The sequence below is a fragment of the Streptomyces sp. NPDC002018 genome (assembly GCF_042890865.1).
Classification (GTDB): Bacteria; Actinomycetota; Actinomycetes; order Streptomycetales; family Streptomycetaceae; genus Streptomyces.
Genome location: NZ_JBIASO010000006.1, coordinates 78,808 through 102,206, shown reverse-complemented (window position 1 = coordinate 102,206; position 23,399 = coordinate 78,808). Strand labels below are relative to the sequence as shown.

General features: G+C 72.1%; 20 protein-coding genes. 15 read left to right on the top strand and 5 right to left on the bottom strand.

Going from position 1 to position 23,399, the window contains the following annotated elements:
- The first annotated feature begins 56 nt into the window (after positions 1-56).
- From ACFYYH_RS11740 to ACFYYH_RS11715, 6 genes are all read left to right on the top strand, one after another.
- Complete coding sequence (locus tag ACFYYH_RS11740) at positions 57-1,064, top strand: hypothetical protein (protein ID WP_388549115.1); 1,008 nt, start codon at positions 57-59, stop codon at positions 1,062-1,064.
- A gap of 323 nt (positions 1,065-1,387) precedes the next feature.
- Positions 1,388-2,890, top strand: coding sequence for an aldehyde dehydrogenase family protein (locus tag ACFYYH_RS11735; RefSeq protein ID WP_388549113.1), 1,503 nt, complete (start codon positions 1,388-1,390; stop codon positions 2,888-2,890).
- A 297-nt stretch (positions 2,891-3,187) separates the two neighbouring features.
- On the top strand, positions 3,188-4,831 hold the full coding sequence (locus ACFYYH_RS11730; protein WP_388549110.1) for a GMC family oxidoreductase: 1,644 nt from the start codon (positions 3,188-3,190) through the stop codon (positions 4,829-4,831).
- Positions 4,828-6,096: a glycine betaine/L-proline ABC transporter ATP-binding protein gene (locus ACFYYH_RS11725; RefSeq protein ID WP_388549108.1), complete on the top strand. Its 1,269-nt coding sequence runs from the start codon at positions 4,828-4,830 to the stop codon at positions 6,094-6,096. The genes ACFYYH_RS11730 and ACFYYH_RS11725 overlap by 4 nt, the downstream gene beginning before the upstream one ends.
- A complete protein-coding gene (locus ACFYYH_RS11720; RefSeq protein ID WP_388549106.1) occupies positions 6,093-8,192 on the top strand; it encodes an ABC transporter permease in 2,100 nt (699 codons plus the stop codon). Before ACFYYH_RS11725 ends, ACFYYH_RS11720 begins: the two co-directional genes overlap by 4 nt.
- Before the next feature lie 136 nt (positions 8,193-8,328).
- Entirely contained in the window at positions 8,329-9,267 is a 939-nt protein-coding gene (locus ACFYYH_RS11715; protein WP_388549103.1) for an ABC transporter substrate-binding protein, read from the top strand.
- A gap of 107 nt (positions 9,268-9,374) precedes the next feature.
- Here the strand turns inward: ACFYYH_RS11715 and ACFYYH_RS11710 are convergent, their stop codons facing one another.
- A complete protein-coding gene (locus tag ACFYYH_RS11710) occupies positions 9,375-9,899 on the bottom strand; it encodes a carboxymuconolactone decarboxylase family protein (protein WP_388549100.1) in 525 nt (174 codons plus the stop codon).
- Between the two features lie 47 nt (positions 9,900-9,946).
- On the opposite strand from ACFYYH_RS11710, the gene ACFYYH_RS11705 reads away from it, so the two are divergent.
- From ACFYYH_RS11705 to ACFYYH_RS11690, 4 genes are all read left to right on the top strand, one after another.
- Positions 9,947-11,401 (top strand): PLP-dependent aminotransferase family protein, encoded by a 1,455-nt coding sequence (locus ACFYYH_RS11705; protein ID WP_388549097.1) that lies wholly within the window; start codon positions 9,947-9,949, stop codon positions 11,399-11,401.
- Positions 11,402-11,603: 202 nt separating this feature from the next.
- Complete coding sequence (locus ACFYYH_RS11700; RefSeq protein ID WP_388549095.1) at positions 11,604-11,993, top strand: VOC family protein; 390 nt, start codon at positions 11,604-11,606, stop codon at positions 11,991-11,993.
- Between the two features lie 224 nt (positions 11,994-12,217).
- Positions 12,218-12,493, top strand: a complete 276-nt coding sequence (locus ACFYYH_RS11695; RefSeq protein ID WP_388549093.1) for a hypothetical protein — start codon at positions 12,218-12,220, stop codon at positions 12,491-12,493.
- A gap of 53 nt (positions 12,494-12,546) precedes the next feature.
- On the top strand, positions 12,547-13,728 hold the full coding sequence (locus ACFYYH_RS11690) for a glutathionylspermidine synthase family protein (protein ID WP_388549090.1): 1,182 nt from the start codon (positions 12,547-12,549) through the stop codon (positions 13,726-13,728).
- A gap of 160 nt (positions 13,729-13,888) precedes the next feature.
- On the opposite strand, the gene rocD is transcribed toward ACFYYH_RS11690, so the two are convergent.
- A complete protein-coding gene (gene rocD / locus ACFYYH_RS11685) occupies positions 13,889-15,115 on the bottom strand; it encodes an ornithine--oxo-acid transaminase (RefSeq protein ID WP_388549088.1) in 1,227 nt (408 codons plus the stop codon).
- 247 nt (positions 15,116-15,362) lie between these two features.
- On the opposite strand from rocD, the gene trpS reads away from it, so the two are divergent.
- Together trpS and ACFYYH_RS11675 are read left to right on the top strand one after the other, a co-directional pair.
- On the top strand, positions 15,363-16,376 hold the full coding sequence (gene trpS, locus ACFYYH_RS11680; RefSeq protein WP_388549086.1) for a tryptophan--tRNA ligase: 1,014 nt from the start codon (positions 15,363-15,365) through the stop codon (positions 16,374-16,376).
- A 266-nt stretch (positions 16,377-16,642) separates the two neighbouring features.
- Entirely contained in the window at positions 16,643-17,272 is a 630-nt protein-coding gene (locus tag ACFYYH_RS11675) for a 2'-5' RNA ligase family protein (RefSeq protein ID WP_388549084.1), read from the top strand.
- Positions 17,273-17,370: 98 nt separating this feature from the next.
- On the opposite strand, the gene ACFYYH_RS11670 is transcribed toward ACFYYH_RS11675, so the two are convergent.
- A complete protein-coding gene (locus tag ACFYYH_RS11670; protein ID WP_388549081.1) occupies positions 17,371-18,126 on the bottom strand; it encodes a decaprenylphospho-beta-D-erythro-pentofuranosid-2-ulose 2-reductase in 756 nt (251 codons plus the stop codon).
- A gap of 155 nt (positions 18,127-18,281) precedes the next feature.
- On the opposite strand from ACFYYH_RS11670, the gene ACFYYH_RS11665 reads away from it, so the two are divergent.
- Complete coding sequence (locus ACFYYH_RS11665) at positions 18,282-19,331, top strand: YihY/virulence factor BrkB family protein (protein ID WP_388549078.1); 1,050 nt, start codon at positions 18,282-18,284, stop codon at positions 19,329-19,331.
- Here ACFYYH_RS11665 and ACFYYH_RS11660 read toward each other — a convergent pair.
- Complete coding sequence (locus tag ACFYYH_RS11660; protein WP_388549076.1) at positions 19,279-20,592, bottom strand: D-alanyl-D-alanine carboxypeptidase family protein; 1,314 nt, start codon at positions 20,590-20,592, stop codon at positions 19,279-19,281. The genes ACFYYH_RS11665 and ACFYYH_RS11660 overlap by 53 nt on opposite strands.
- Positions 20,593-20,749: 157 nt before the next feature.
- Here ACFYYH_RS11660 and ACFYYH_RS11655 point away from each other — a divergent pair, with 157 nt between their 5' ends.
- Together ACFYYH_RS11655 and ACFYYH_RS11650 are read left to right on the top strand one after the other, a co-directional pair.
- A complete protein-coding gene (locus ACFYYH_RS11655) occupies positions 20,750-21,007 on the top strand; it encodes an SCO4848 family membrane protein (RefSeq protein ID WP_388549074.1) in 258 nt (85 codons plus the stop codon).
- A 54-nt stretch (positions 21,008-21,061) separates the two neighbouring features.
- Positions 21,062-22,486, top strand: coding sequence for a metallophosphoesterase (locus ACFYYH_RS11650; protein WP_388549072.1), 1,425 nt, complete (start codon positions 21,062-21,064; stop codon positions 22,484-22,486).
- A 147-nt stretch (positions 22,487-22,633) separates the two neighbouring features.
- Here the strand turns inward: ACFYYH_RS11650 and ACFYYH_RS11645 are convergent, their stop codons facing one another.
- The gene (locus ACFYYH_RS11645) at positions 22,634-23,329 is read right to left on the bottom strand and encodes a TetR family transcriptional regulator (protein WP_388549678.1); all 696 of its coding nucleotides are present in this window, start codon (positions 23,327-23,329) and stop codon (positions 22,634-22,636) included.
- Positions 23,330-23,399 lie beyond the last annotated feature (70 nt).

Here is a 23,399-nt window from a genome sequence, read left to right as displayed (position 1 = left end):
CCCGATGACGGGGGCGGGCCGATGACGGGGGACGGCCCACGACCGGGGGTGGAGCGATGACCGGGGACAGGCGGACGGCGGGGGACAGGCCGCGCTGGAATGCCGAAACCCAGCGGTGGGAGAGCGGGGAGGCGCCCTCGGCGTACACCCCGCCGCCCCCTCCGCTGCCGCTGTTCGCGCCGTACGAGGCGGGCGGTCGCGGTGCCGACGGTGTCCGCGCCGACGGGCGGGCCGGTGTCCGCCCGGAGGGCGCGGACGAGGGCACGGTCACGGGCGCGGGGCAGGGCGGCGATGGCGTGGCCGGCCCGTACGCCGGTCCCTGGGGGCGGAGTTCCCGCCGGACGCCCCTCGTGGTGATCACCGCGGCGGCCGTGCTGGGCGCGGGCGGTGTGGCCGCCTGGATCAGCTGGGACCGGGAGGGCGCGGCGGACGGGCCGGCCGCACGGCCGGGCGCCAGTGTCTCCGAGTCGTCCTTCCCCCCGGACACGGCGGTGCCGTCCGCCGACGCGGGCACGGACACACCGCCCATGGACGGTCTCGGCGGGACGGACGGGCCCGGCGGTACGGCGGGGGCGACGGAGACGGGCGGTCCTGCCGCGGCCGAGCTGCCGCCCGGATTCCGGGTGGCCGAGGACCCCAAGGGCTTCACCCTCGCCGTACCCGAAGGCTGGGAGCGGACCTCGCGCGACAACGGGGTCTTCTACACGACGTCCGACGAGAGCAGTCTGATCCAGGTCTTCACGATCGCGGAGGAGGACATGACGCCACTGGATCTGGTGCGCCGGTCGTCGGAGGACCTCGCGGCGAGGAACGAGGGCTATACGGAGGTCGGCGTCGGCACGGTCACGGGCGGGGACGAGAACCCGGCCGGTGACGCCGCCGAGCTGCTCTACTCGTACGACAGCGACCGGACCGGCGGGCGCCGCCAGTGCGTCGAGCGGGTCTTCACCGCGACCGACGGCGAGCAGTACGCGGTCCTGGTGGCCGCGCCGGCGGGACAGGTCGCGGACCTGCGGGATCTGCTGGAGACGGTCCTGGAGCCCTTCGAGCCCGGCTGGGACTGAGCCCAGGCCACCGGATCCGGACGCCGAGCCCCGCGTCAGCCGACCCCGGCGTCAGCCGAGCCCCGCGTCAGCCGGCCCCGGCGTCAGCCGAGCCCCGCGTCAGCCGGCCCCGGCGTCAGCCGAGCCCCGCGTCAGCCGGCCCCGGCGTCAGCCGACCCCGGCAGGGGCAGAGCCCTGATCCTTCGGGGCCCGCCGGTCGCCCGGAGCCGGCCACGGAGTACGTCCGGAATCCCGGGCGCATGCTTTCCGCTCGTCGGGGCAGGCGCCGGGATCACGGTTCTCGCAGGCGGAGAACTTTCCGGAAATGGAAGGCAACACCCGACGTGTCGGCACAGCAGACGATCCATGTGGGCGGGGAGTGGCGCAAAGCCGCCTCCGGCGCCACACGCGACATCCTCGACCCCGCCGACGCGACGCTTCTCGCCGTCGTGTCGGAGGGCGGGGCCGAGGACGCCGACGCCGCGATCGCCGCCGCGCGCGAGGCGTTCGACACGGGTCCCTGGCCCCGTACCCCGGTCGCCGAGCGGGCCGCGCTCCTGCGCACGACCGCCGAGCTGCTGATCCGCGACCGCGAGAAGATCGCGCTGCTGGAGTCCAGGGACTCGGGCAAGACCCTGGAGGAAGGGCGCGTCGACGTCGACTGTGTCGCCGACACCTTCCGCTACTTCGCCGATCTGGTGATGAACGAGAGCGGCGGACGGGTCGTTGACGCCGGCTCGGCCACCGTCCACAGCGTGGTCGTCCATGAGCCCGTCGGGGTCTGCGCGCTGATCACGCCCTGGAACTACCCGCTGCTCCAGGCGAGCTGGAAGATCGCCCCGGCGCTGGCCGCGGGCAACACCTTCGTCGTCAAGCCGAGCGAGATCACTCCGCTCACCACGGTCGAGCTCGTGGGTCTGCTGGCGGAGGCGGGCCTGCCGCCGGGCGTCGCGAACCTCGTCACCGGCGCGGGCGACCCCGTGGGCGCCCGGCTGTCCGAGCACCCCTCCGTGGACCTCGTCTCGTTCACCGGCGGCCTCAGCAGCGGTACGAAGGTGATGCGGGCCGCCGCGTCCGGGGTGAAGAAGGTCGCCCTCGAACTCGGCGGCAAGAACCCGAACGTCGTCTTCGCCGACGCCTGCGCCACCGACGAGGGCTTCGACACCGCGGTCGACCAGGCGCTCAACGCCGCCTTCATCCACAGCGGCCAGGTCTGTTCCGCCGGTGCGCGGCTGATCGTCGAGGAGTCCCTGCGCGAGCGCTTCGTCGGGGAACTCGCCCGCCGCGCGGAGCGGATACGCCTCGGCCGGGGCACCGAGCCGGGCGTGGAGTGCGGCCCGCTCGTCTCGGACCGGCAGCGGGCGAGGACCGAGGAGTACGTGGCCTCGGCGCTCGCGGAGGGCGCGGTGCTGCGCTGCGGCGGCAAGCGCCCCGAGCCCTCCGGCCTCCGGCCCGCCGGGGGCTACTTCTACGAGCCGACCGTCCTCGACCAGTGCCACCGCACGATGCGGGTGGTACGGGAGGAGGTGTTCGGGCCCGTGCTGACCGTGGAGACCTTCCGTACGGAGGACGAGGCCGTCGCCCTCGCCAACGACACCGAGTACGGCCTGGCGGGCGGCGTGTGGAGCGCGGACCCGGGGCGCGCGCGGCGCGTGGCGGGACGGCTGCGGCACGGCACCGTGTGGATCAACGACTTCCACCCCTATCTGCCGCAGGCGGAGTGGGGCGGGTTCGGCAAGTCCGGCGTCGGACGGGAACTGGGCCCGGCGGGGCTCGCCGAGTACCGCGAGGCCAAGCACATCTACCAGAACCTCGAACCGCGCCCGGTGCGCTGGTTCGCGGGCTGAGCGCCCGGGGACCGCCTCGCACAGGGACCGCCCCGCCCACGGCCGGGCCCCCGGGGAGCACCCCGCCCGGGACCACCGCGCCCGGGATCAGCGCGTCCGGGAAGGCGCGTGCGGGAGCGCCGCGGACGCGTGAGGACGGACCTGGCACCCGTCCGCCGTACGGACCTCGCACCCGCCCGCCGTACGGACCTGGCACCCGTCCGCCGTACGGACCTCGCGATGGACCGAGCGAGGCACCGAGCGAGGGACCTCGCGTCCGGAACCTCGTACCACCTCCAGCAGAGGAGCAGCAGACCCATGGGACCCATGGCCGCATACGACTATGTCGTGGTCGGGGGTGGCACCGCCGGTTCGGTGATCGCCTCCCGGCTCACCGAGAACCCGGACATCACCGTCGCCGTCATCGAGGGCGGCCCCTCCGACGTCGACCGCCCGGACGTGCTGACCCTGCGCCGCTGGATGGGGCTGCTCGGCGGTGAACTGGACTACGACTACCCGACGACCGAACAGCCCCGGGGCAATTCGCACATCCGCCACAGCAGGGCCCGGGTGCTCGGCGGCTGCTCCTCGCACAACACGCTCATCGCCTTCAAGCCGCTGCCCTCGGACTGGGACGAGTGGGCGGCGGCCGGGGCCGAGGGCTGGGACGCCGGCTCCATGGACCCGTACTTCGGCCGGCTGCGCAACAACATCGTGCCGGTGGACGAGCGGGACAGGAACGCCATCGCCCGTGACTTCGTGGACGCGGCGGGGGCGGCGCTGGGTGTGCCACGCGTGGAGGGCTTCAACCGGGAACCGTTCCACGAGGGCGTCGGCTTCTTCGATCTCGCGTACCACCCGGAGGACAACAGACGCTCCTCCGCGTCCGTCGCGTATCTGCACCCCTTCCTGGACCGGCCGAATCTCCATCTGCTGCTGGAGACCTGGGCGTTCCGGCTGGAGCTGACGGGCACGCGCGCGACGGGTGTACGGGTACGGGGCGCGGACGGCGAGGAGCGGCTGATCGGCGCGCGGCGTGAGGTCCTCGTCTGCGCCGGGGCGGTGGACACCCCCCGGCTGCTGCTGCACTCCGGTATCGGGCCCCGCGCGGACCTGGAGAAGCTGGGCATCCCGGTCGTCCACGACCTGCCCGGTGTCGGCGAGAACCTGCTCGACCATCCCGAGTCGGTGATCGTCTGGGAGACGGACGGGCCGATCCCGGAGAACTCGGCGATGGACTCCGACGCGGGCCTCTTCGTCCGGCGTGATCCCGAGTCCGAGGGGCCGGACCTGATGTTCCACTTCTACCAGATCCCGTTCACCGACCATCCGGAGCGGCTGGGGTACGAACGTCCCGCGCACGGCGTCTCGATGACCCCCAACATCCCCAAGCCGCGCAGCCGCGGCCGGCTCTTCCTGACCAGCGCGGACCCGTCCGTCAAACCGGCCCTGGACTTCCGCTACTTCACGGACGAGGACGACTACGACGGCCGGACCCTGGTCGACGGGATCAGGATCGCGCGCCGGATCGCCGCGTCGGAGCCGCTGGCGCACTGGCTCACGCGCGAGGTCTGTCCGGGGCCAGGGATCACCTCGGACGAGGAGCTGAGCGCGTACGCCCGTCAGTGCGCGCACACCGTCTACCACCCGGCGGGTACATGCCGGATGGGCGCCGCCGACGACGAACAGGCCGTGGTGGCACCGGATCTGAGGATCCGGGGGCTCGACGGCATTCGCGTCGCCGACGCGTCCGTCTTCCCGGCCATGCCCGCCGTGAACCCGATGATCGGGGTGCTGATGGTGGGCGAGAAGTGCGCCGACCTGATCACGGGCGCGGTCACGGGTGCGAGCGCGGGTGCGGGTGCGGGTGCGAGCGCGAGCGCGGGTGAGGGCGGCGCGGTCGCGGATCCGGACGTGGGTCTCGCGCCGGACGCCGCCACCATGACGGGGGTGACCCGATGACCGGCACTCCCGTCGGCGCTGTCCCTCCGAGCGGTGTTCTCCCGAGTGGCGTCCCCGGGGGCGGGGGTACGGGGCCGGGGGACGGACGGCCCCCCGTCTTCGCCGTACGCGAGCTGTGGAAGGTCTTCGGCCCCAAGGCGCACCGGATCCCCGCGGACCCGGAACTCGGCGCGCTGACCCCGGCCGAGCTGCGCGGACGCACCGGCTGCACCGCCGCCGTGCGCGATGTCTCCTTCGATGTCCGCCACGGCGAGGTTTTTGTCGTCATGGGCCTCTCGGGGTCCGGCAAGTCCACGCTCGTACGGTGTCTGACGCGGCTCATCGAGCCCACGGCGGGCGGGATCGCGATCGACGGCGAGGACGTCCTGTCGATGGACAAGGCGCGGCTGCGCGCACTGCGCCGCCACCGTGCCGCCATGGTCTTCCAGCACTTCGGTCTGCTGCCCCACCGTTCGGTCCTCGACAATGTCGCGTACGGCCTGGAGATCCAGGGCGTACGCCGGGCCGAGCGCCGCGAGAGGGCCGCCGAGATGGTCGGCAAGGTGGGGCTCGACGGGCTGGAGAACCGCCGTCCCGGCCAGCTCTCGGGCGGCCAGCAGCAGCGGGTCGGACTGGCCCGCGCACTCGCGGTCGACCCACAGGTGCTGCTCTTCGACGAGCCGTTCAGCGCGCTCGACCCGCTGATCCGCCGCGAGATGCAGGAGGAGGTCATCCGGCTGCACCGTGAGGAGCGGCGCACGATGGTCTTCATCACGCACGATCTGAACGAGGCGCTGCGGCTCGGCGACCGGATCGCGCTGATGCGCGACGGCCGGATCGTACAGCTCGGTACGCCGGAGGAGATCGTGGGCCGGCCCGCCGACGCGTACGTACGGGACTTCGTCCGTGACGTACCGCGCGAGCAGGTCATCACCGTGGGGGCCGCGATGCGGCGCGTGACGGCCGGGGACGCGGACTCCGGCCCCGCGCTGGCGCCGACGGCGACCGTCTCCGAGGCCATCGAGGCGGTGGCGCGCTCCGGTGACGCGGCGGCGCGCGTGGTCGACCGGGGCAGACTGCTCGGTGTCGTCGACCGGGAACGGCTGCTGGCGGTGGTGGCGGGGACCGGCATCGCGTCCGGCAGCGGCACCGCGCCCGGCACCGGCAGCGGCACCGCGCCCGGCGGCGGCACCGCGACCGCGACCGACGCCGGTGCCGGTGCCGGTGCCGGTATCGCGAAGGGGCCCGGCCCCGGCGCCGGGTCCCGGCGGGCGGGCCGCCGATGACCGCCGCCTCGCTCTCCACCTCGCCCACCCCGTCCGCACCGCCCCCGCCGCCCGCACGCACCACGTCCACCCCTCCCTCGGGTCCCCCGGGCGGTTCCCCCGCCTCGCTCGCACGGCGGCGAGGCCTCGGCAGGCTCCTGCTGTTCGCGGTGTTCGCCGCCGTGCTCGTACCGCTCGCCCTGACCCGCTGGCCCGGTACCGACTGGCCCGGCGCGCTGACCGTCGATCTGTCGGCCCCGCTCGCCGGCGCGGGCGACTGGATCATCGACAACCGTGACAGCCACCCGGTCTTCCTCTACTTCTTCGGGCACATCAGCAACGCCGTCGTCCTCTCCGTGCGCGCCGTCTATCTGGTGCTGCTCGGCGCCGGCTGGGCGGGAGTGGTCGCGGCGGCCGGGCTGATCGCCTGGCGGGTCGCGGGGGTACGGCTCGCTCTCACCGCGGCGGTGTCGTTCGCCGTCTGCGGACTGCTCGGCATGTGGGTGCCGACCATGCAGACCCTGGCGCTGATGGTCGTGGCGGTCACCGCCTCCGTGGTGCTCGGCGCGCTGCTCGGACTCGCCGCCGGGCTCTCGGACCGCCTGTTCCGTACGCTGCGCCCGCTGCTCGACACCATGCAGGTGCTGCCGGCCTTCGCGTATCTGCTGCCGGTGGTGCTGGTCTTCGGTATCGGCGTCCCGGCGGCGGTCCTGGCGACCGTCGTCTACGCGGCTCCGCCGATGGCCAGGCTCACCGCGCTCGGTCTGCGCGGCGCCGACGGCGGGGTGATGGAGGCCGTCTCCTCGCTCGGGGCGACCGCCCGCCAGCGACTGTTGACGGCGCGGCTGCCGCTCGCCCGCGCGGAACTGCTCCTCGGGCTCAACCAGACGATCATGATGGCGCTCTCGATGGCCGTGATCGCGTCCGTGATCGGCGCCGGAGGGCTGGGCGACCGGGTGTACCAGGCGCTGGCGTCGGTCGACGTGGGCGCCGCGCTGGCGGCGGGCCTGCCGATCGTCCTGCTCGCGGTGGTGCTGGACCGTACGACGGCCGCCGCGGGCGCGGAGTCCGCAGGCCCGGCCGGCGAAGCCAACGCCAACGGCAAGGACAGGAGCGAGGGAACGGCCACGGGCGGGCGGCCCGGTGCCGGACGGCGTCCGCGTACCGGCCCGCTCCGTACCGGCCCGCTCGGCTGGGCGGTCGTCGCCGTCGCCGCCGTGGTGGCCGCCGTCGCGGGACGGTTCGCCGGCCGGCTCTCCTGGCCCGGCACCTGGACCGTCGACCTCGCCGCCCCCGTCAACCGCGCCGTCGACTGGATGACCGGTCATCTCTACTCCGGTGTGCCGGTCGTCGGCGGCACCGCCGACTGGGCCGGCCGTTTCACCACCTGGGTCCTCGACCCGCTCAGGGGCGGGCTCCAGGCCCTGCCCTGGTGGGCCCTGCTGCTCACGGTGGCCGCGCTCGCCCTGCTCATCGGCACCTGGCGCACGGCGCTGACCGCCGTACTCGCCCTCGCCGCCATCGGTGTGCTCGGCGTGTGGGAGCCGTCGCTCGACACGCTCTCCCAGGTCCTCGCCGCCGTCGCGGTCACCCTTGTCATCGGCTTCGCGACGGGGATCGCCGCCGCGCGCAGCTCCAGGGTCGAGGCGCTGCTCCGTCCCGTACTGGACGTCTGCCAGACCCTTCCGCAGTTCGTCTATCTCATCCCGGTGGTCGCGCTCTTCGGGGTCGGGCGCGCTCCGGCGGTCGCCGCCGCCGTCGTGTACGCCCTGCCCGCCGTCGTACGCATCACCACCCAGGGGCTGCGCCAGGTCGACCCGGCCACGCTGGAGTCCGCCCGCTCGCTCGGTGCGACCGCCGGCCAGCAGATGCGTCAGGTCCAACTGCCGCTCGCGGGACCCGCGCTGCGTCTCGCGCTCAACCAGGGAGTCGTCCTGGTGCTCGCCGTCGTCATCATCGGCGGTCTGGTCGGCGGGGGAGCGCTGGGCTACGACATCGTCTTCGGCCTGGCCCAGGGCGACCTGGCGACCGGGCTGGTCGCGGGCGCGGCCATCGTCTGCCTCGGTCTGACACTCGACCGGGTGACCCAGCCCGTGGACCGCAGGAAGGGAGCCTGACATGCCCCGGATCCATCCGCGCGCCGCCGTCCGCGCGCGTGCCCGTCTCCGGGCTCGCGCACGTGTCACCGCCGGCACACGTATCACCGCCCCTGTCCGCGCGCATGCCCGTGCACATGCCCGTGCGCGTACGGCCATGGCCCTCGCCTCGGCGGTCGCCCTGCTGGCGGTCACCGGGTGCGGTGCCGCCGACATGACCCAGCAGGCTTCCCCGTACGCCAACGCCGAGGGCTCGAAGACCGTCACCCTCTCCGTCCAGTCCTGGGTCGGCGCCCAGGCCAATGTGGCCGTGGCGTCCTATCTGCTCGAACATGAACTGGGCTACCGCGTGGACACCGTCCAGGTCGACGAGGTCCCCGCCTGGGACGCCCTCAGCCAGGGCCGGGTCGACGCCATCCTGGAGGACTGGGGCCACCCGGACCAGGAACAGCGCTATGTCGAGGAGAAGGGGACCATCGAGCCCGGCGGCCGGCTGGGCGTCACCGGCCACATCGGCTGGTTCGTACCGACGTACTTCGCCGAGCGGCACCCGGACATCACCGACTGGCGCAACCTCGATCGCTACGCCGACCAGCTCCGCACCCCGGAGAGCGGCGGCAAGGGGCAGCTCCTCGACGGCTCGCCCTCCTATGTCACGAACGACAAGGCGCTGGTCGCCAATCTCGGTCTGGACTACCAGGTCGTCTTCGCGGGTTCGGAGGCGGCGCAGATCACGCAGATCAAGCAGTTCGCCAAGGAGAAGAAGCCCTTTCTCAGCTACTGGTACAAGCCGCAGTGGCTGTTCGAGCAGGTCCCGATGACCGAGGTGAAGCTCCCCGCCTACAAGGAGGGCTGCGACAGCGATCCCGAGAAGGTCGCGTGCGCCTATCCGCACACCCCGCTGCGGAAGTTCCTCAACGCGGACTTCGCGAGGAACGGCGGCGACGCGGCCGCGCTGCTGAAGAACCTCACCTGGACGACCGAGCAGCAGAACGAGGTCGCGCTGATGATCGCGGACCAGAAACTCTCCCCGGAGGAGGCGGCCGGGAAGTGGGTCCGGGCGAACGGTCCGACCTGGCGGAAGTGGCTGCCCTAGGACCTCCGGAGAACCCGGCTCCCCTCTCCGGGGGCTCGACTCCCTTGAGGGCGGGACGGGGCGGAGCAGGGCAGGCCGGGCGCGGCCCCGGCGCCGCCCCCGCGCGGTCAGTGGGCGAACTGGCCCGGTGTGTAGTGGCCGGGGACCATCCGGGTGGACACCCCGAACCGGTTCCAGGCGTTGATCACCGTGATCGCCGCGATGAGCTGGGCCAGCTCGGTGTCGTCGAAGTGCTCAGCGGCCTTCTCGTACACCTCGTCCGGTACGAAACCGTCGGTCAGCACGGTGATCGCCTCGGTCAGCTCGATCGCCGCGATCTCCTTGGGCGTGTAGAAGTGGCGCGACTCCTCCCAGGCGCCGAGCTGGATGACACGCTCCACCGACTCGCCGGCCGCCAGCGCGTCCTTGCTGTGCATGTCGAGGCAGAACGCGCAGTGGTTGAGCTGGGAGGCACGGATCTTGACCAGTTCGAGCAGCGTCGGGTCGACGCCGCGCCGGGCGGCGGCGTCCAGCCGGACCATGGCCTTGTAGACGTCGGGGACCAGCTTGGCCAGGTCCAGTCGCGGGGTGTGTTCGGGGGCGTACCGCTTCGTCTCGTTCTCCGTGTGCGTCTTCTCTGTGTGCGTCGTCATGTCTGCGACGCTACGCCCCGGGTGGCACAGGAGTATGGTCCATTTCCATGAGGGATTCGTGGGCCACTTCCCGGGCGGCTCCTCCGTCGGACGAGGACGGGCCTAGGGGTGTCCCCGGCGTCGATCTCCATCTTGAGCCGCACGGCTCCGGCCTGCGCGCCGGGCTCATGGACGCCCTGCGGGAAGCCGTCCGCACGGGCCGGCTCGCGCCCGGCACCCGGCTGCCGTCCTCCCGCTCGCTCGCCGTCGACCTGGGCGTCGCCCGTAACACCGTGGCCGACGCCTACGCCGAGCTGGTGGCGGAGGGGTGGCTCACCGCCCGGCAGGGCTCGGGGACCCGGGTGGCCCGGCGGGCCGAGCCCCGCAGGCCCGCGCCCGTACCGCCGAGGACCCGGCCGGCCCGTCGCGGGCCCGCCCACAGCCTGCTGCCCGGCTCCCCCGATCTCGCGGCCTTTCCCCGTGCGCGATGGCTCACGGCCGCCCGCCGGGCGCTGACGGCCGCGCCGCACGAGGCCTTCGCCTACACCGATCCCCTCGGCCGGATCGAACTGCGTACGGTCCTCGCCGACTATCTGGCGCGGAGCCGTGGCGTGTACGCGGCGCCGGAACGGATCGTCGTGTGCGCCGGCTTCATCCATGGGCTGATGCTGCTGGGGCGGCTGCTCAAGGCACGGCGGGTGCGGGCGGTGGCCGTCGAGTCCTACGGTCTCGATCTGCACCGGAACGTACTGACCGAGGCGGGGCTGCGGACGCCCGCGCTCGCGATGGACGCGCGCGGCGCCCGCACCGGGGAGCTGGGGGACCTGCCGGACGCGCGGGGCGTCGGCGCCGTACTGCTGACCGCGGCGCACCAGTTCCCCGCCGGGGTGGCGCTCCAGCCCGACCGGCGCGCGGCCGCCGTCGACTGGGCGCGCGCCACGGACGGCCTGATCCTGGAGGACGACTACGACGGCGAGTTCCGGTACGACAGACAACCCGTCGGGGCGCTCCAGGGGCTCGATCCCGAACGGGTGGTGTACCTCGGCACGGCGAGCAAGTCCCTGGCGCCCGGACTGCGGCTCGGCTGGCTGGTCCTGCCCGAGGAACTGGTCGGCGAGGTGAGCGCGGCGAAGGGCGGGGTGGACTGGGCGTCGAGCAGCCTCGATCAGCTCACGCTTGCGGAGTTCATCGCCTCGGGCGCGTACGACCGTCATGTCCGCTCGATGCGGCTGCGCTACCGGCGCCGCCGCGACCAGCTCGTGGCCGCGCTGGCGGACCGTGCCCCGGGGTGCAGGGTGACCGGGATCGCGGCCGGTCTCCACGCCGTCGTCGAACTGCCGCCGGGCACCGAGCGGTCGGTCGTCGAGGCCGCCGTCTGGCAGGGGCTGGCGGTGTACGGCATGGACCGCTTCCGGCATCCGTCCGTCCCGCCGGGCCCCGACGCCCTGGTGGTCGGTTACGCCACGCCGTCGGACAGCGCGTGGCCGGGCGCGCTGGACGCGCTGTGCCGGGTGCTGCCATGACCGTTGACAGCCCCCGGCCCCGGCCCCCCGGCCCCGGCCCCCCGGCCCCCGAGCCCCGGCCCCCGGCCCCCGGCCGCCGTGCGGTGGCGGTCGACAGCTTTCGGGGCCCGAATTAGGATGATCAGTACGGCATCGCGTGTCGGTCACCGTCCGGGTGAGGCATGGAGGTGCCCGTGAGTTTGCCTTACGGAGGCATTCCACAGTGTCGATCAAGCTGAATCACACCATCATCCACTCCCGGGACAACCGGGAGTCCGCCGAATTCCTGGCCCACATCCTGGACCTTCCGGTCGGGAGCGAGTGGGGCCCGTTCATCCCCGTCGAACTGAGCAACGGCGTGACCCTCGACTTCGCGGCCATACCGCCGGAGTCGATCGTCCCGCAGCACTACGCCTTCCTGGTCAGCGAGGAAGACTTCGACGGAATCTTCCGGCGCATCCAGGACAAGGGCGTCACGTTCTACGCCGATCCGCACCAGAAGCACCCGGGCGAGATCAACCACAACGACGGCGGGCGGGGCGTGTACTTCATCGACCCCGTCGGTCACGCCATGGAAGCCATCACCCGCCCCTACGGAGGCGGCGAAAGCTAGCCGAAAAGCCGGCAGCGGCTTTCCAGCGGCTTCCAGCAGCTTTCCAGCGGCTTCCAGCGGCCCCGGGGGCGGCGGTTCCACCGCCCCCGGGGCTCGCCGGGAAGGCACCACCCCTTCGATGAACACGAGTGGCCAATTACTGTGGAGGGGCGGTCGGAAACCGACCGCTCGGCACACAACCGGCTCACGCACCACGAGTTCAGGTCCACGGGGGAGGGCGGCGTATGTCCGCGCGGCAGCGAAGGCTGAGGTCGAGCACGGTCGTGCTCGGCGGTATGGGGCTTCTGGCGATCACGATCACATCCTGTGGCTCGGAGCCCGACAAACGGTGCGCCGACCGGAGCACCCGGGAGACGCTGCCCAGCTCCCGGTGCGAGAGCGGGGGCGGTTCGTACTACTACGGCGGGTCCAGCACGAAGGGCAAGGTCGAAGGAGGCAGCTTCGACAAGTCGGCCGTCGACCGCGGCGGCTTCGGCTGCTCCGGCTCCGGCGGTGGCTGAATGACCCGCGCGGCCCCGGTGATCCGCCGCTCCACCGCCCCGGTGATCTGCTGATGCAACGTCACACCATCGAACCACGCCCCGGCTGGCAGCAGACCGTCGAGGAACAGGGCGTGGTCTATCCGCTCACCCGCCACCCGGACGGAACCCTCCGTCCGTACTGGGACGAGAGCGCCTACTACACGTTCACCCTGCCCGAGGTGGAGGCCCTCGAAGAGGCCGTCGAGGAACTGCACGCCCTCTGTCTGGGCGCCGCCGCGCACATCGTGGAGCGGGGCCGGTTCGCCGAGCTGGGGATCACCGACCCCCGACTGGCCGAGCTGATAGCCGAGTCCTGGCGGCGCCGCGCCGAACTGCCCTCCATCTACGGCCGGTTCGATCTGCGCTACGACGGCACGGGCCCGGCCAAGATGCTGGAGTACAACGCCGACACCCCCACCTCACTGGTCGAGGCCGCGAGCGCGCAGTGGTTCTGGATGGAGGACCGGTTCCCCCACGGGGACCAGTGGAACTCCCTCCACGAACGCCTGGTCGCCGCCTGGAAACGGCAGGCCGGCCTGCTGCCGCCGGGCCCCGTCCACTTCGCCCACTCCGACGGGGACGAGCTGGGCGAGGATCTGATGACCGTGGCCTATCTGCGGGAGACCGCGGCACAGGCCGGTCTCGCCACGGAGGCGCTCTCGGTCGAGGAGATCGGCTGGGACCGGCTCGCCGGCCGTTTCGTCGACGACCGGCTGCGCTTCATCCGTAGCTGCTTCAAGCTCTATCCGTGGGAGTGGCTGACCACGGACCGGTTCGGGCCGTACGTACGGGACACCCTCGACAACGGCGGCGGCACCGGCACCACCTGCTGGATCGAGCCCGCCTGGAAGATGCTCCTGTCCAACAAGGCGCTGCTCGCGATCCTCTGGGAGCTCCACCCGGGTCATCCCCATCTGCTCCCCGCCTATCTCGACGGTCCCCGCGAACTCGCCTCGTCGCGCGGCTATGTCGCCAAGCCCCTGCTCGGCCGCGAGGGCGCCGGGGTCACCGTCCATGAGGCCGGCCGGACGCCGGTGACACGGGACGAGGCCTGCTGCTACCAGGAGCTGGCCCCGCTGCCGGACTTCGACGGCAACCGTGTGGTGCTCGGCGCGTGGGTCGTCGAGGACGAGGCGGCGGGGCTCGGTATCCGGGAGTCGTCGGGCCTCATCACGGACGAGTACGCCCGCTTCCTGCCCCATGTGATCCTCTAGACCGGACCCGGCCGGACCCGGCCGACCCGGGCCGCGTCACCGCCGTGCGGCCCGGCGCAGGTCGGGCCGGGCCGGACCGGGGGCGCGCCGGTCCAGGTCAGACCCGGGCCGGCCGGTCCAGGTCAGACCCGGGCCGGCCGGTCCAGGTCAGGCCCGGGGGTCAGGAGGCGGCCCCGGGCCGGTCGTCCGCCAGTACCGCCCGCAACTGGTCCAGGCCCCAGTCCAGGTCCTCCTTGCTGATCACCAGCGGCGGAGCGATCCGGATCGTGGATCCGTGGGTGTCCTTCACCAGCACCCCCCGCTCCATCAGCCGCTCCGAGATCTCCCGGCCCGTCCCGCGCGACGGCACGACATCCACCCCGGCCCACAGCCCGCGGCCCCGTACGGCCGCCACGGCCCCGCCGCCCACCAGCAGCCCCAGCTCATGGTGGAGATGGTCGCCCAGCTCCGCCGCCCGCTGCTGGAACTCACCGGTCCGCAGCATCTCGATGACCTCCAGCGCCACCGCGCAGGCGAGCGGATTGCCGCCGAACGTCGAACCGTGCTCACCCGGGTGGAACACCCCGAGCACCTCGGCCGAGGACACCACCGCCGACACCGGCACCACCCCGCCGCCCAGGGCCTTGCCGAGGACATACATGTCGGGGACCACGCCCTCGTGCTCGCACGCGAACGTCCTCCCCGTGCGGCCCAGGCCCGACTGGATCTCGTCCGCGACGAAGAGCACGTTCCGCGCCCGGGTCATCTCCCGCACCCCGGCCAGATAGCCCGCGGGCGGGACCAGCACCCCCGCCTCGCCCTGGATCGGCTCCAGCAGCACCGCCACGGTGTTCTCCGTCATCGCCGCGCCCAGCGCCGTGAGATCCCCGTACGGAACGATCTCGAACCCCGGTGTGTACGGTCCGTAGTCCGCGCGTGCCTCGCTGTCCGTGGAGAAGCTGACGATGGTGGTCGTACGCCCGTGGAAGTTGCCGGCCGCCACGATGATCTTCGCCATCCCGTCCGGCACGCCCTTGACGCGGTACCCCCACTTCCTTGCGGTCTTCACGGCGGTCTCCACCGCCTCCGCCCCCGTGTTCATCGGCAGCACCATCTCCATGCCGCACAGCTCGGCCAGCCGGGCGCAGAACTCGGCGAACCGGTCGTGGTGGAAGGCGCGGGACGTCAGGGTCACCCGCTCCAGTTGTGCCGTGGCGGCGTCGATGAGTCTTCTGTTGCCATGACCGAAGTTGAGAGCCGAGTACCCGGCGAGCATGTCGAGGTAGCGCCGCCCCTCGACATCCGTCATCCACGCGCCCTCGGCCGAGGCGACGACGACGGGCAGCGGGTGGTAATTGTGCGCACTGTGGGCCTCCGCCGAGGCGATGGCACTCTCCGTTGTCGACACGGTCTCTCCGATCGGTCAGGACAAGCTGTCCGGCGTGGGCGGGGCGACGCCCCACTTTCTATCGTCGCTCACCGGGTGGGGGAAGAAACCTTGCACCCGGCGTGCCCCGGCGGACAGTCCTCGCGGCGGGGGGCGCACGGTGGTACTCGTCCCGTCGGCCCCCCTGCGTACCGGCCGGGGCGCAAGGGTGAGCCCTCCACGGAGATCCGTTCCCCGGCTGTCGGTCGCACCTGAGAGAATGGTGGGCATGGCATCTGATCGTCCCCGCGCGCTCTCCGGGATCCAGCCCACCGCAGGCTCGTTCCATCTCGGGAACTACCTCGGTGCGGTGCGCCAGTACGTGGCGCTGCAAGAGACCCACGACGCCTTCTACATGGTCGTGGACCTGCACGCGATCACCGTTCCGCAGGACCCCGCGGAGCTGCGCGCCAATACGCGCCTCGCCGTGGCGCAGCTTCTCGCCGCCGGTCTCGACCCGCGGCGCTGCACGCTCTTCGTCCAGAGCCATGTGCCCGAACACGCCCAGCTCGCCTGGGTGATGAACTGCATCACCGGCTTCGGCGAGGCCTCCCGGATGACGCAGTTCAAGGACAAGTCGGCCAAGCACGGCGCGGACCGCGCCACGGTCGGCCTCTTCACCTATCCGATCCTCCAGGTCGCGGACATCCTGCTCTACCAGGCCAACTCCGTGCCGGTCGGTGAGGACCAGCGCCAGCACGTCGAGCTGACCCGCGATCTCGCCGAGCGTTTCAACACCCGCTTCGGTCCGACGTTCACGGTCCCCGCGCCGCACATCGTCAAGGAGGTCGCGAAGATCTACGACCTCCAGGACCCGACGATCAAGATGAGCAAGTCGGCGTCGACGCCCAAGGGCCTGGTCAATCTGCTCGACGAGCCGAAGACCACCGCGAAGAAGATCAGGAGCGCGGTCACCGACACGGGCACGGAGATCCTCTTCGACCCCGCGGCCAAGCCGGGCGTGAGCAATCTGCTCACCATCTACTCCACGCTCACGGACACACCCGTCGCGGAGCTGGAGCGGAAGTACGCGGGCCAGGGCTACGGCGCGCTGAAGACGGACCTGGCGGAGGTCGTGGTCGACTTCGTCACCCCCTTCAGGACCCGCACCCAGGAGTATCTGGACGACCCGGAGACGCTGGACTCGATCCTGGCGGAGGGCGCGGAGAAGGCCCGCGCCGTCGCCGCCGAGACCCTGGCCCAGACGTACGACAGAGTCGGCTTCCTGCCCGCCAAGCACTGAGGGCGGGCGCTGTCCCGCCCTCACCGCTCGCCAGGCGGCACCGCTCGCCCGGCCCCGACGGCCGTGTGCCGCCGGCCCGTGGCCGCGCCGCGGAAGCGCCCCGAGGGGCCGGCGGTGGCCCACGGACGGCGGTTCCGTCCGTCGGTCGGCGTACGCGGAGAGGCGAGCGCTGGCCAGCCGGCCGGTGCGACCGTCACACTGGCGGACGGTGGCACCGCTGCATCACCACCCGACACACGGACGACACACGGACTGAGGAGAACGACGTGGGGACCGTAACGCTCGGCGTTTCGATCGCGGTCCCGGAGCCGTACGGCAGCCTGATCCAGGAGCGGCGTGCGGGCTTCGGTGATCCCGCCGCGCACGGCATCCCCACGCATGTCACGCTGCTGCCGCCCACCGAGGTCGAGGCGTCCGCGCTGCCCTCGATCGAGGCGCATCTCGCCTCGGTCGCGTCGGCGGGCAGGCCCTTCCCGATGCGTCTCTCCGGTACGGGCACGTTCCGCCCGCTCTCCCCGGTCGTCTTCATCCAGGTGGTGGAGGGCGCGTCGGCCTGCACCTGGCTCCAGAAACGGGTCCGGGACAGCTCGGGACCGCTCGTCCGCGAACTCCAGTTCCCGTACCACCCCCATGTGACCGTGGCGCACGGTATCGCCGAGGAGGCGATGGACCGGGCGTACGAGGAGCTGTCGGAGTACGGCGCGGCCTGGAGCTGCACCTCCTTCGCCCTCTACGAGCAGGGCACCGACGGGGTGTGGCGCATGCTGCACGAGTACGCGTTCGGCGGGGACGGCGAGGACATGCCGGTGCCGTGCCGGACCACCCCCGCCGGCCAGGACACGGACACCCCCGCCGACCCGAGTGCTCCCGTCGACCGGAGCACCTTGAGGCTGTGAGGCCCGAAGCCCTGAGCCCGCCGCAGCCCTGAGCCCCGCGACATCCTGAGCCCCGCGACATCCTGAGCCTCCGACGCCCGGGGGAACCTGAGACGGGCTCAGACCGGGAGCCTGCGGAACAGCGGACGCGGGAGATGCCGCAGCGCCGACATCACCACCCGCAGCGCTCCCGGCACCCACACCGCCTCCGAGCGCCGCCGCAGCCCCAGCTCGATCGCCGCCGCCACCGCGTCGGGCGTGGTGGCCAGGGGCGTCCGCTCGTGTCCGGCCGTCTTCCCCGACCGTACGAAGCCGGGCCGCACGGTCATCACCTGCACCCCCGTGCCCTGCATGGCGTCCCCGAGCCCCTGGGTGAACACATCGAGGCCCGCCTTGCTCGACCCGTAGATGAAGTCCACGCGGCGGGCGCGCTCGCCGGCCACCGACGAGAGCACCACCAGTGAGCCGTGCCCCTGTGTCTGCAACGCGCCCGCGCACACCAGTCCGGCCGAGACCGCGCCGGTGTAATTGGTCTGCGCGACCCGGACCGCCGCGAGCGGGTCGGCCTCGTCGTGCGCCTGATCGCCGGGGATCCCGAACGCGAGCAGCACCATGTCGATGTCGCCCTCCGCGAAGACCTTCCCCAGCGTCTCCGGGTGGGAGCCGGGATCCAGGGCGTCGAAGGCGACGGTACGGACCTCCGCGCCGAGGCGACGCAGACGCTCGGCCGAGGTGTCCAGGGCGGGGGAGGGGCGGCCCGCGAGCCAGACCGTACGCGTACGGCGGGCGATCAGCCGGCGTGCGGTGGCGAGGCCGATCTCCGACGTACCGCCGAGGATGAGCAGGGACTGCGGGATGCCGAAGGCGTCCTTCACGGTGATCGCTCCTTGGAAGCGCGGAACAGATGAAGACGGTGGTGACCGTATCGCCCTGTACGGCATTCTTTGTCACCTTTCCTTGCGTTCTCGTATGAATGGGTGGCCGCGGATGTGTGCCGCTGGTTCACCGGTGACGGGGTAGGTCTTCCACCATGGACTGGCTGAAGAAGATCCCGGTCGTCGGGCCGTTGATCGGTCCGCTCGTGGACCGGCTGGCGCGGACCCATGTCTGGCGTTCGTACGAGACGATGGACCGGGTCCACTGGACGCGGCTGGCCGCCGCCATCACCTTCACCAGCTTCGTCGCGCTCTTCCCGCTGATCACCGTGGGCGCGGCGGTCGGTGCCGCGCTGCTCAGCGCGGACCAGCTCGAACGGGTCAAGCAGAGCGCCGAGAAGCAGGTGCCCGGTATCTCCGGCCAACTCGACATCGACTCGCTGGTGGCCAACGCCGGCACGGTCGGGGTGGTGGCCGGTGCGCTGCTGCTCTTCACCGGCATCGGCTGGATCGGCTCGATGCGCGACTGTCTGCGCGCCGTCTGGGAGCTGGACGACGCCGACGAGGGCAACCCGTTCGTGCTCAGGGCCAAGGACGCGGTGGTGCTCCTCGGCCTCGGCGCGGTCGGGCTCGCCTCGCTCGGTGCCTCCACCTTCGGCTCCACGGCCATCGGCTGGACGGCCGCGCGGCTGGGCATCCCCGAGGGCGGGGCGGGCGGGGTGGTGCTCCAGACCGCCGCCCTGCTGATGGCGGTCGTGGCCGACTTCCTGATCCTGCTGTACGTGCTGACGCTGCTGCCCCAGGTGCAGCCGCCGCGCCGCCGGCTCTTCGTCGCCGCGCTCATCGGCGCCGTCGGCTTCGAACTGCTCAAGCTGCTGATCGGCGGCTATATCAAGGACGTGGCGGCGAAGAGCACCTATGGCGCGTTCGGGGTGCCGGTCGCGCTGCTGCTGTGGATCAATTTCACGGCGAAGCTGCTGCTGTTCTGCGCCGCCTGGACGGCGACCCCGAGCAAGGACGCCCCGGCCGGTGCGTCGGCCGGCGACACCCCCGATAAAGACACCGACGACACCGACGGCACCGACGGCCCTGACGACACTGACGCCCCCGATGACCCCGGCGACCGGGAGGACCGGGACCGCTACGGCGGTGCTACTCGCGCGGACGTCGCCGGACGAGGTCGGGGAGCGGCCAGCGCCGGTTGACCAGATACGCCCCGCCGCCCAGCACGATCAGCGCGCCGCCGGTCAGCGCGAGAGCGGTCCCGACCCCGCCCGTGCTCCCGCTGTTCGCGGCGGCGAGCGGCTCGGCCTGACCGGTGACCTTCACCGAGTCGGCGCCCACCGGGGTGGGGGTCGGTGACGCGCCCGTCACCGCCGACTTCGGCGGCACCAGCACTCCGACCGGCTTCACCTTGCCCGCCGCCGCGAAGCCCCAGTCCAGCAGGCGTGTCGTCTCCTGGTAGACCGCCTGGCCCTCGTGGGAGGACGGGTTCATGACCGTGACCAGCAGCACGCGGCCGTTCCGCTCGGCGACCCCCGTGAAGGTCGCGCCCGCGTGGGTGGTGTTGCCGTTCTTCACGCCCGCGATGCCCTTGTAGGGGGCGATGCCGGGGGCGCCGGTGAGCAGCCGGTTGGTGTTCTGGATCTCGAAGAACTCGCGCCTCGGCTTCCCCTTCTTGTCCTTCTCCGGCTTCTCGCCCTTCTTCGGCTTGATCGGCTCTCCGGGGAACTTGGCCGTCGCGGTCGCGCAGTACTCGCGGAAGTCCTTCTTCTGGAGGCCGGAGCGGGCGATCAGGGTGAGGTCGTACGCGCTGGAGACCTGGCCCGGCTCGTCGTAGCCGTCGGGCGAGACGACATGTGTGTCGAGCGCCTGGAGCTCCTCGGCGTGCGCCTGCATGTCCCGCACGGTCGCCGCGACACCGTTGTTCATCGCCGCGAGCACATGGACGGCGTCGTTCCCCGAGCGCAGGAACACCCCGAGCCAGAGATCGTGGACGGTGTAGCTGAGGTTCTCCTTGACCCCGACCAGGCTGCTGCCCGCGCCCACGGGCTCCAGGTCCTTGGGCGCCACCTTGTACGACTTGTTCTTGGGGAGCTTGGGCAGCAGCGTGTCCGCGAAGAGCATCTTCAGCGTGGAGGCCGGCGGCAGCCGCCAGTGGGCGTTGTGCGCGGCCAGCACCTCGCCCGATTCCGCGTCCGCGACGATCCAGGACCGGCCGCTCAGCTTCTTGGGCAGGACGGGGGCGCCGGACCCGAGATTCACCTGGGTGCCCGCCTTGCCGAGCTTGGCCCCGCCGACCGTCGACATCTTGGCCGGCGGCCGGGGCTCTTTGTCGGGCCTCTTCGGCTTGCTGTCCGCCGACGCGGGCACGGCGGTCAGAATGGGCAGCAATGCGGCGGCGATGACCGTCAATGCGGTCTTTTTCAAAGCGGACACGATCGGAAACGTACATTGCGACGACATCAATTCCGACACCGGCGGGGTGAACCGCCGCTCCCTCCGCCGAACCGGCCCAACGTCCTGCGCCCGCGGCCGGACTTCGGCCCGAGCCCGCCGCCCGGCGCCGGCACTCCAGGGACCCCGTTGCCGCCCCCCGGGGAACGACGGTGATACTGAATCCATGAAGCTCAGCCGCCCCGTGTCCTGGTTCCTGCTCGTGTTCGGGGTGTGGAGCTGGTTCATCTGGATCACTTTCGTCAAGAACCTCTGGCAGGACGGGAGCGGACTCGCTTTCGACGACGCCGGTGAGCCGACGGGTTATTTCTGGGTGCACCTGCTGCTCGCCGTCGTGTCCTTCCTTCTGGGGACGGCCGTGGGCGCGATCGGGTTCCGTGGCGTACGCGCGCTGAGGCGCGAACGGCTCCAACGACTCCAATAACTCCAATAACTCCAATAACTCCAACAAACAAGGACAGGGATAGGGGGACCGTTCGTGGTCGTCGTGGTCATTCTGACGGTGCTCGCCTCCGTGGCGCTGGTCGTCGCGGCGCACTGGTACGTGTGGCGGCGTCTGGTGCGTGACACGACAGAGGGGAAGGGTACGGCCCGCAGGCTGGGTACCGTCGCCCTTGTCGTTCTGCCGTTACTGACCGTCGTGGGTGTGGGTGTGGGGCGGTCCGACACCCCCTTCCTGCTCCAGCAGGTGCTCGCCTGGCCGGCCTATATGTGGCTGGCGGTGCTGCTGTATCTGGTCCTGGCCCTGGTGGTGGGTGAGGCCGTGCGGCCCCTGCTCCGGCGGCTGACGGACCGGCGGGAGACCGCCCGCGAGCCCGCGCCGGACCTGGTCGCCGTGGGCACCGCGTCCGCGCCCGTGTCCACGGGCGTATCCACGGCCGGAGGCACCTCCACGGCCGAGGCGCCGGCGCGGGCGGGGGCGGCCCGTACGGCATCGTCGGCATCGGCTGCTTCCTCCGCGTCGTCAGCGTCCTCCGCGTCGTCAGCGTCGTCCGCGTCGGGGCCCGCGAGCGGGGCCATATCCGACGGTCCGCCGGACGCCCCGTCCTCCCGTCCCGACACGGTCTCCGTCCCCTCCCCCTCCCGCCGGCTCTTCGTCTCGCGTGTCGTCGGCGGCGCCGCCGCGACCGCCGCGCTCGCCACGGTCGGTTACGGCACCTACGGCGTGATGCGCGGCCCCCGGATCAAGCGCGTCACCGTACCGTTGGCCCGGCTTCCGCGCAGCGCCCACGGTTTCCGTATCGCCGTCGTCAGCGACATCCATCTCGGCCCGATCCTGGGCCGCGCCCACGCCCAGCGGATCGTCGACACCATCAACTCGGCCGGCCCCGACCTGATCGCCGTCGTGGGAGACCTGGTGGACGGCAGCGTCGAGGATCTGGGTCCCGCGGCGGAGCCGCTGGCCGGTCTGGAGGCCCGGCACGGGGCGTTCTTCGTCACCGGCAACCACGAGTACTTCTCGGGCGCCGACGCCTGGGTCGACCATGTGCGCGAGCTGGGGCTGCGGCCGCTGGAGAACGAGCGCGTGGAGATCCCCGGCTTCGATCTGGCCGGGGTCAACGATGTCGCGGGCGAGAGCGAGGGCGCGGGACCCGACTTCGCGAAGGCGCTCGGCGACCGCGACCGGACCAGGGCCTCCGTACTCCTCGCCCATCAGCCCGTCGTCATCGACGACGCCGTACGCCACGGTGTGGACCTCCAGCTCTCCGGACACACCCACGGCGGTCAGCTCTGGCCGGGCAGCTACCTCGCGGAGCTGGCCAACCCGACCGTGGCGGGTCTGGAACGGTACGGCGACACCCAGCTCTACGTGTCGCGCGGCGCCGGAGCCTGGGGCCCACCGGTCCGGGTCGGAGCCCCCTCCGACATCACCCTCGTACAGCTCGCATCCCGCCAGGCGTAAGAACGCCCCTCGGAGGAGCCGGCCCCGGCTTCCCGAGGGGTTCCGCCGGCTGGCGGCTCGACGCTGTGAAGACGCCGGCCGGCGGCTCCCGCATCCTCGAGGCCGCCCCGGCGGGCGGCCCGAGACCCGCCCCGGGGCGCCGGGGCGTCAGGTTGGTTTCGGGGGGGTCGGTTCCTGCGGGTTGGTTCTTGTCTTGCGTGAGGCCGCCGCTTCCGCCATGCCCGGCAGGAAGTCCGTGAACAGTTCGTGCACATCGCGTACGAGCGGGCGCAGGACGCGGAACCGGGAGAGGGCGACGCCTCGGGCGGTCAGCAGGGCGCCGCGTTCCGCCAGTTTGCGGCTGCGGGCGCTGTTCTCCGAGCGGTCGAAGACCCAGTAGAGGACCAGCCCCATCTGGGAGAGCCACATCAACTCGGGCAGTATGTCGGCCAGTTCGTCCGCGACCTTGGCCTTGGAACCGGCCAGTGCCTCGCGGTGGACGGCGATGGCGGCGTCCCGGGCGTGTTCCGACTCGGGGGAGAAGGGGCTCAGCGGGCTCTCGGGGTCCGCCGCGTTCTTGAAGAACTGCGCGGCGAACTCGTGGTACGGCGCGGCGATGTCGAGCCAGACCTTCAGCACCCCCGCCATCCGGGCCTCCAGATCGGTCTCGTGGTCCAGCACGGACCGGACCGCCACCCGGTGTTCGGCGGCGATCCGGTCGTAGAAGCCCTGGACGAGGTGTTCCTTGGACGAGAAGTAGTAGTACGCGTTCCCCACGGAGACCCCGGCCTCCTGGGCGATGGCCCGCATGGTCGTCCTGTCGTAACCGCGCTCCTGGAAGAGCCGCAGCGCGGTTTCGAGGATGAGCGTGCGGGTCTGCTCGCTCTTGGGAGCGGGGGCCCGGGAGGCTCCGGCGGCCCTGGACGCCGCCCCC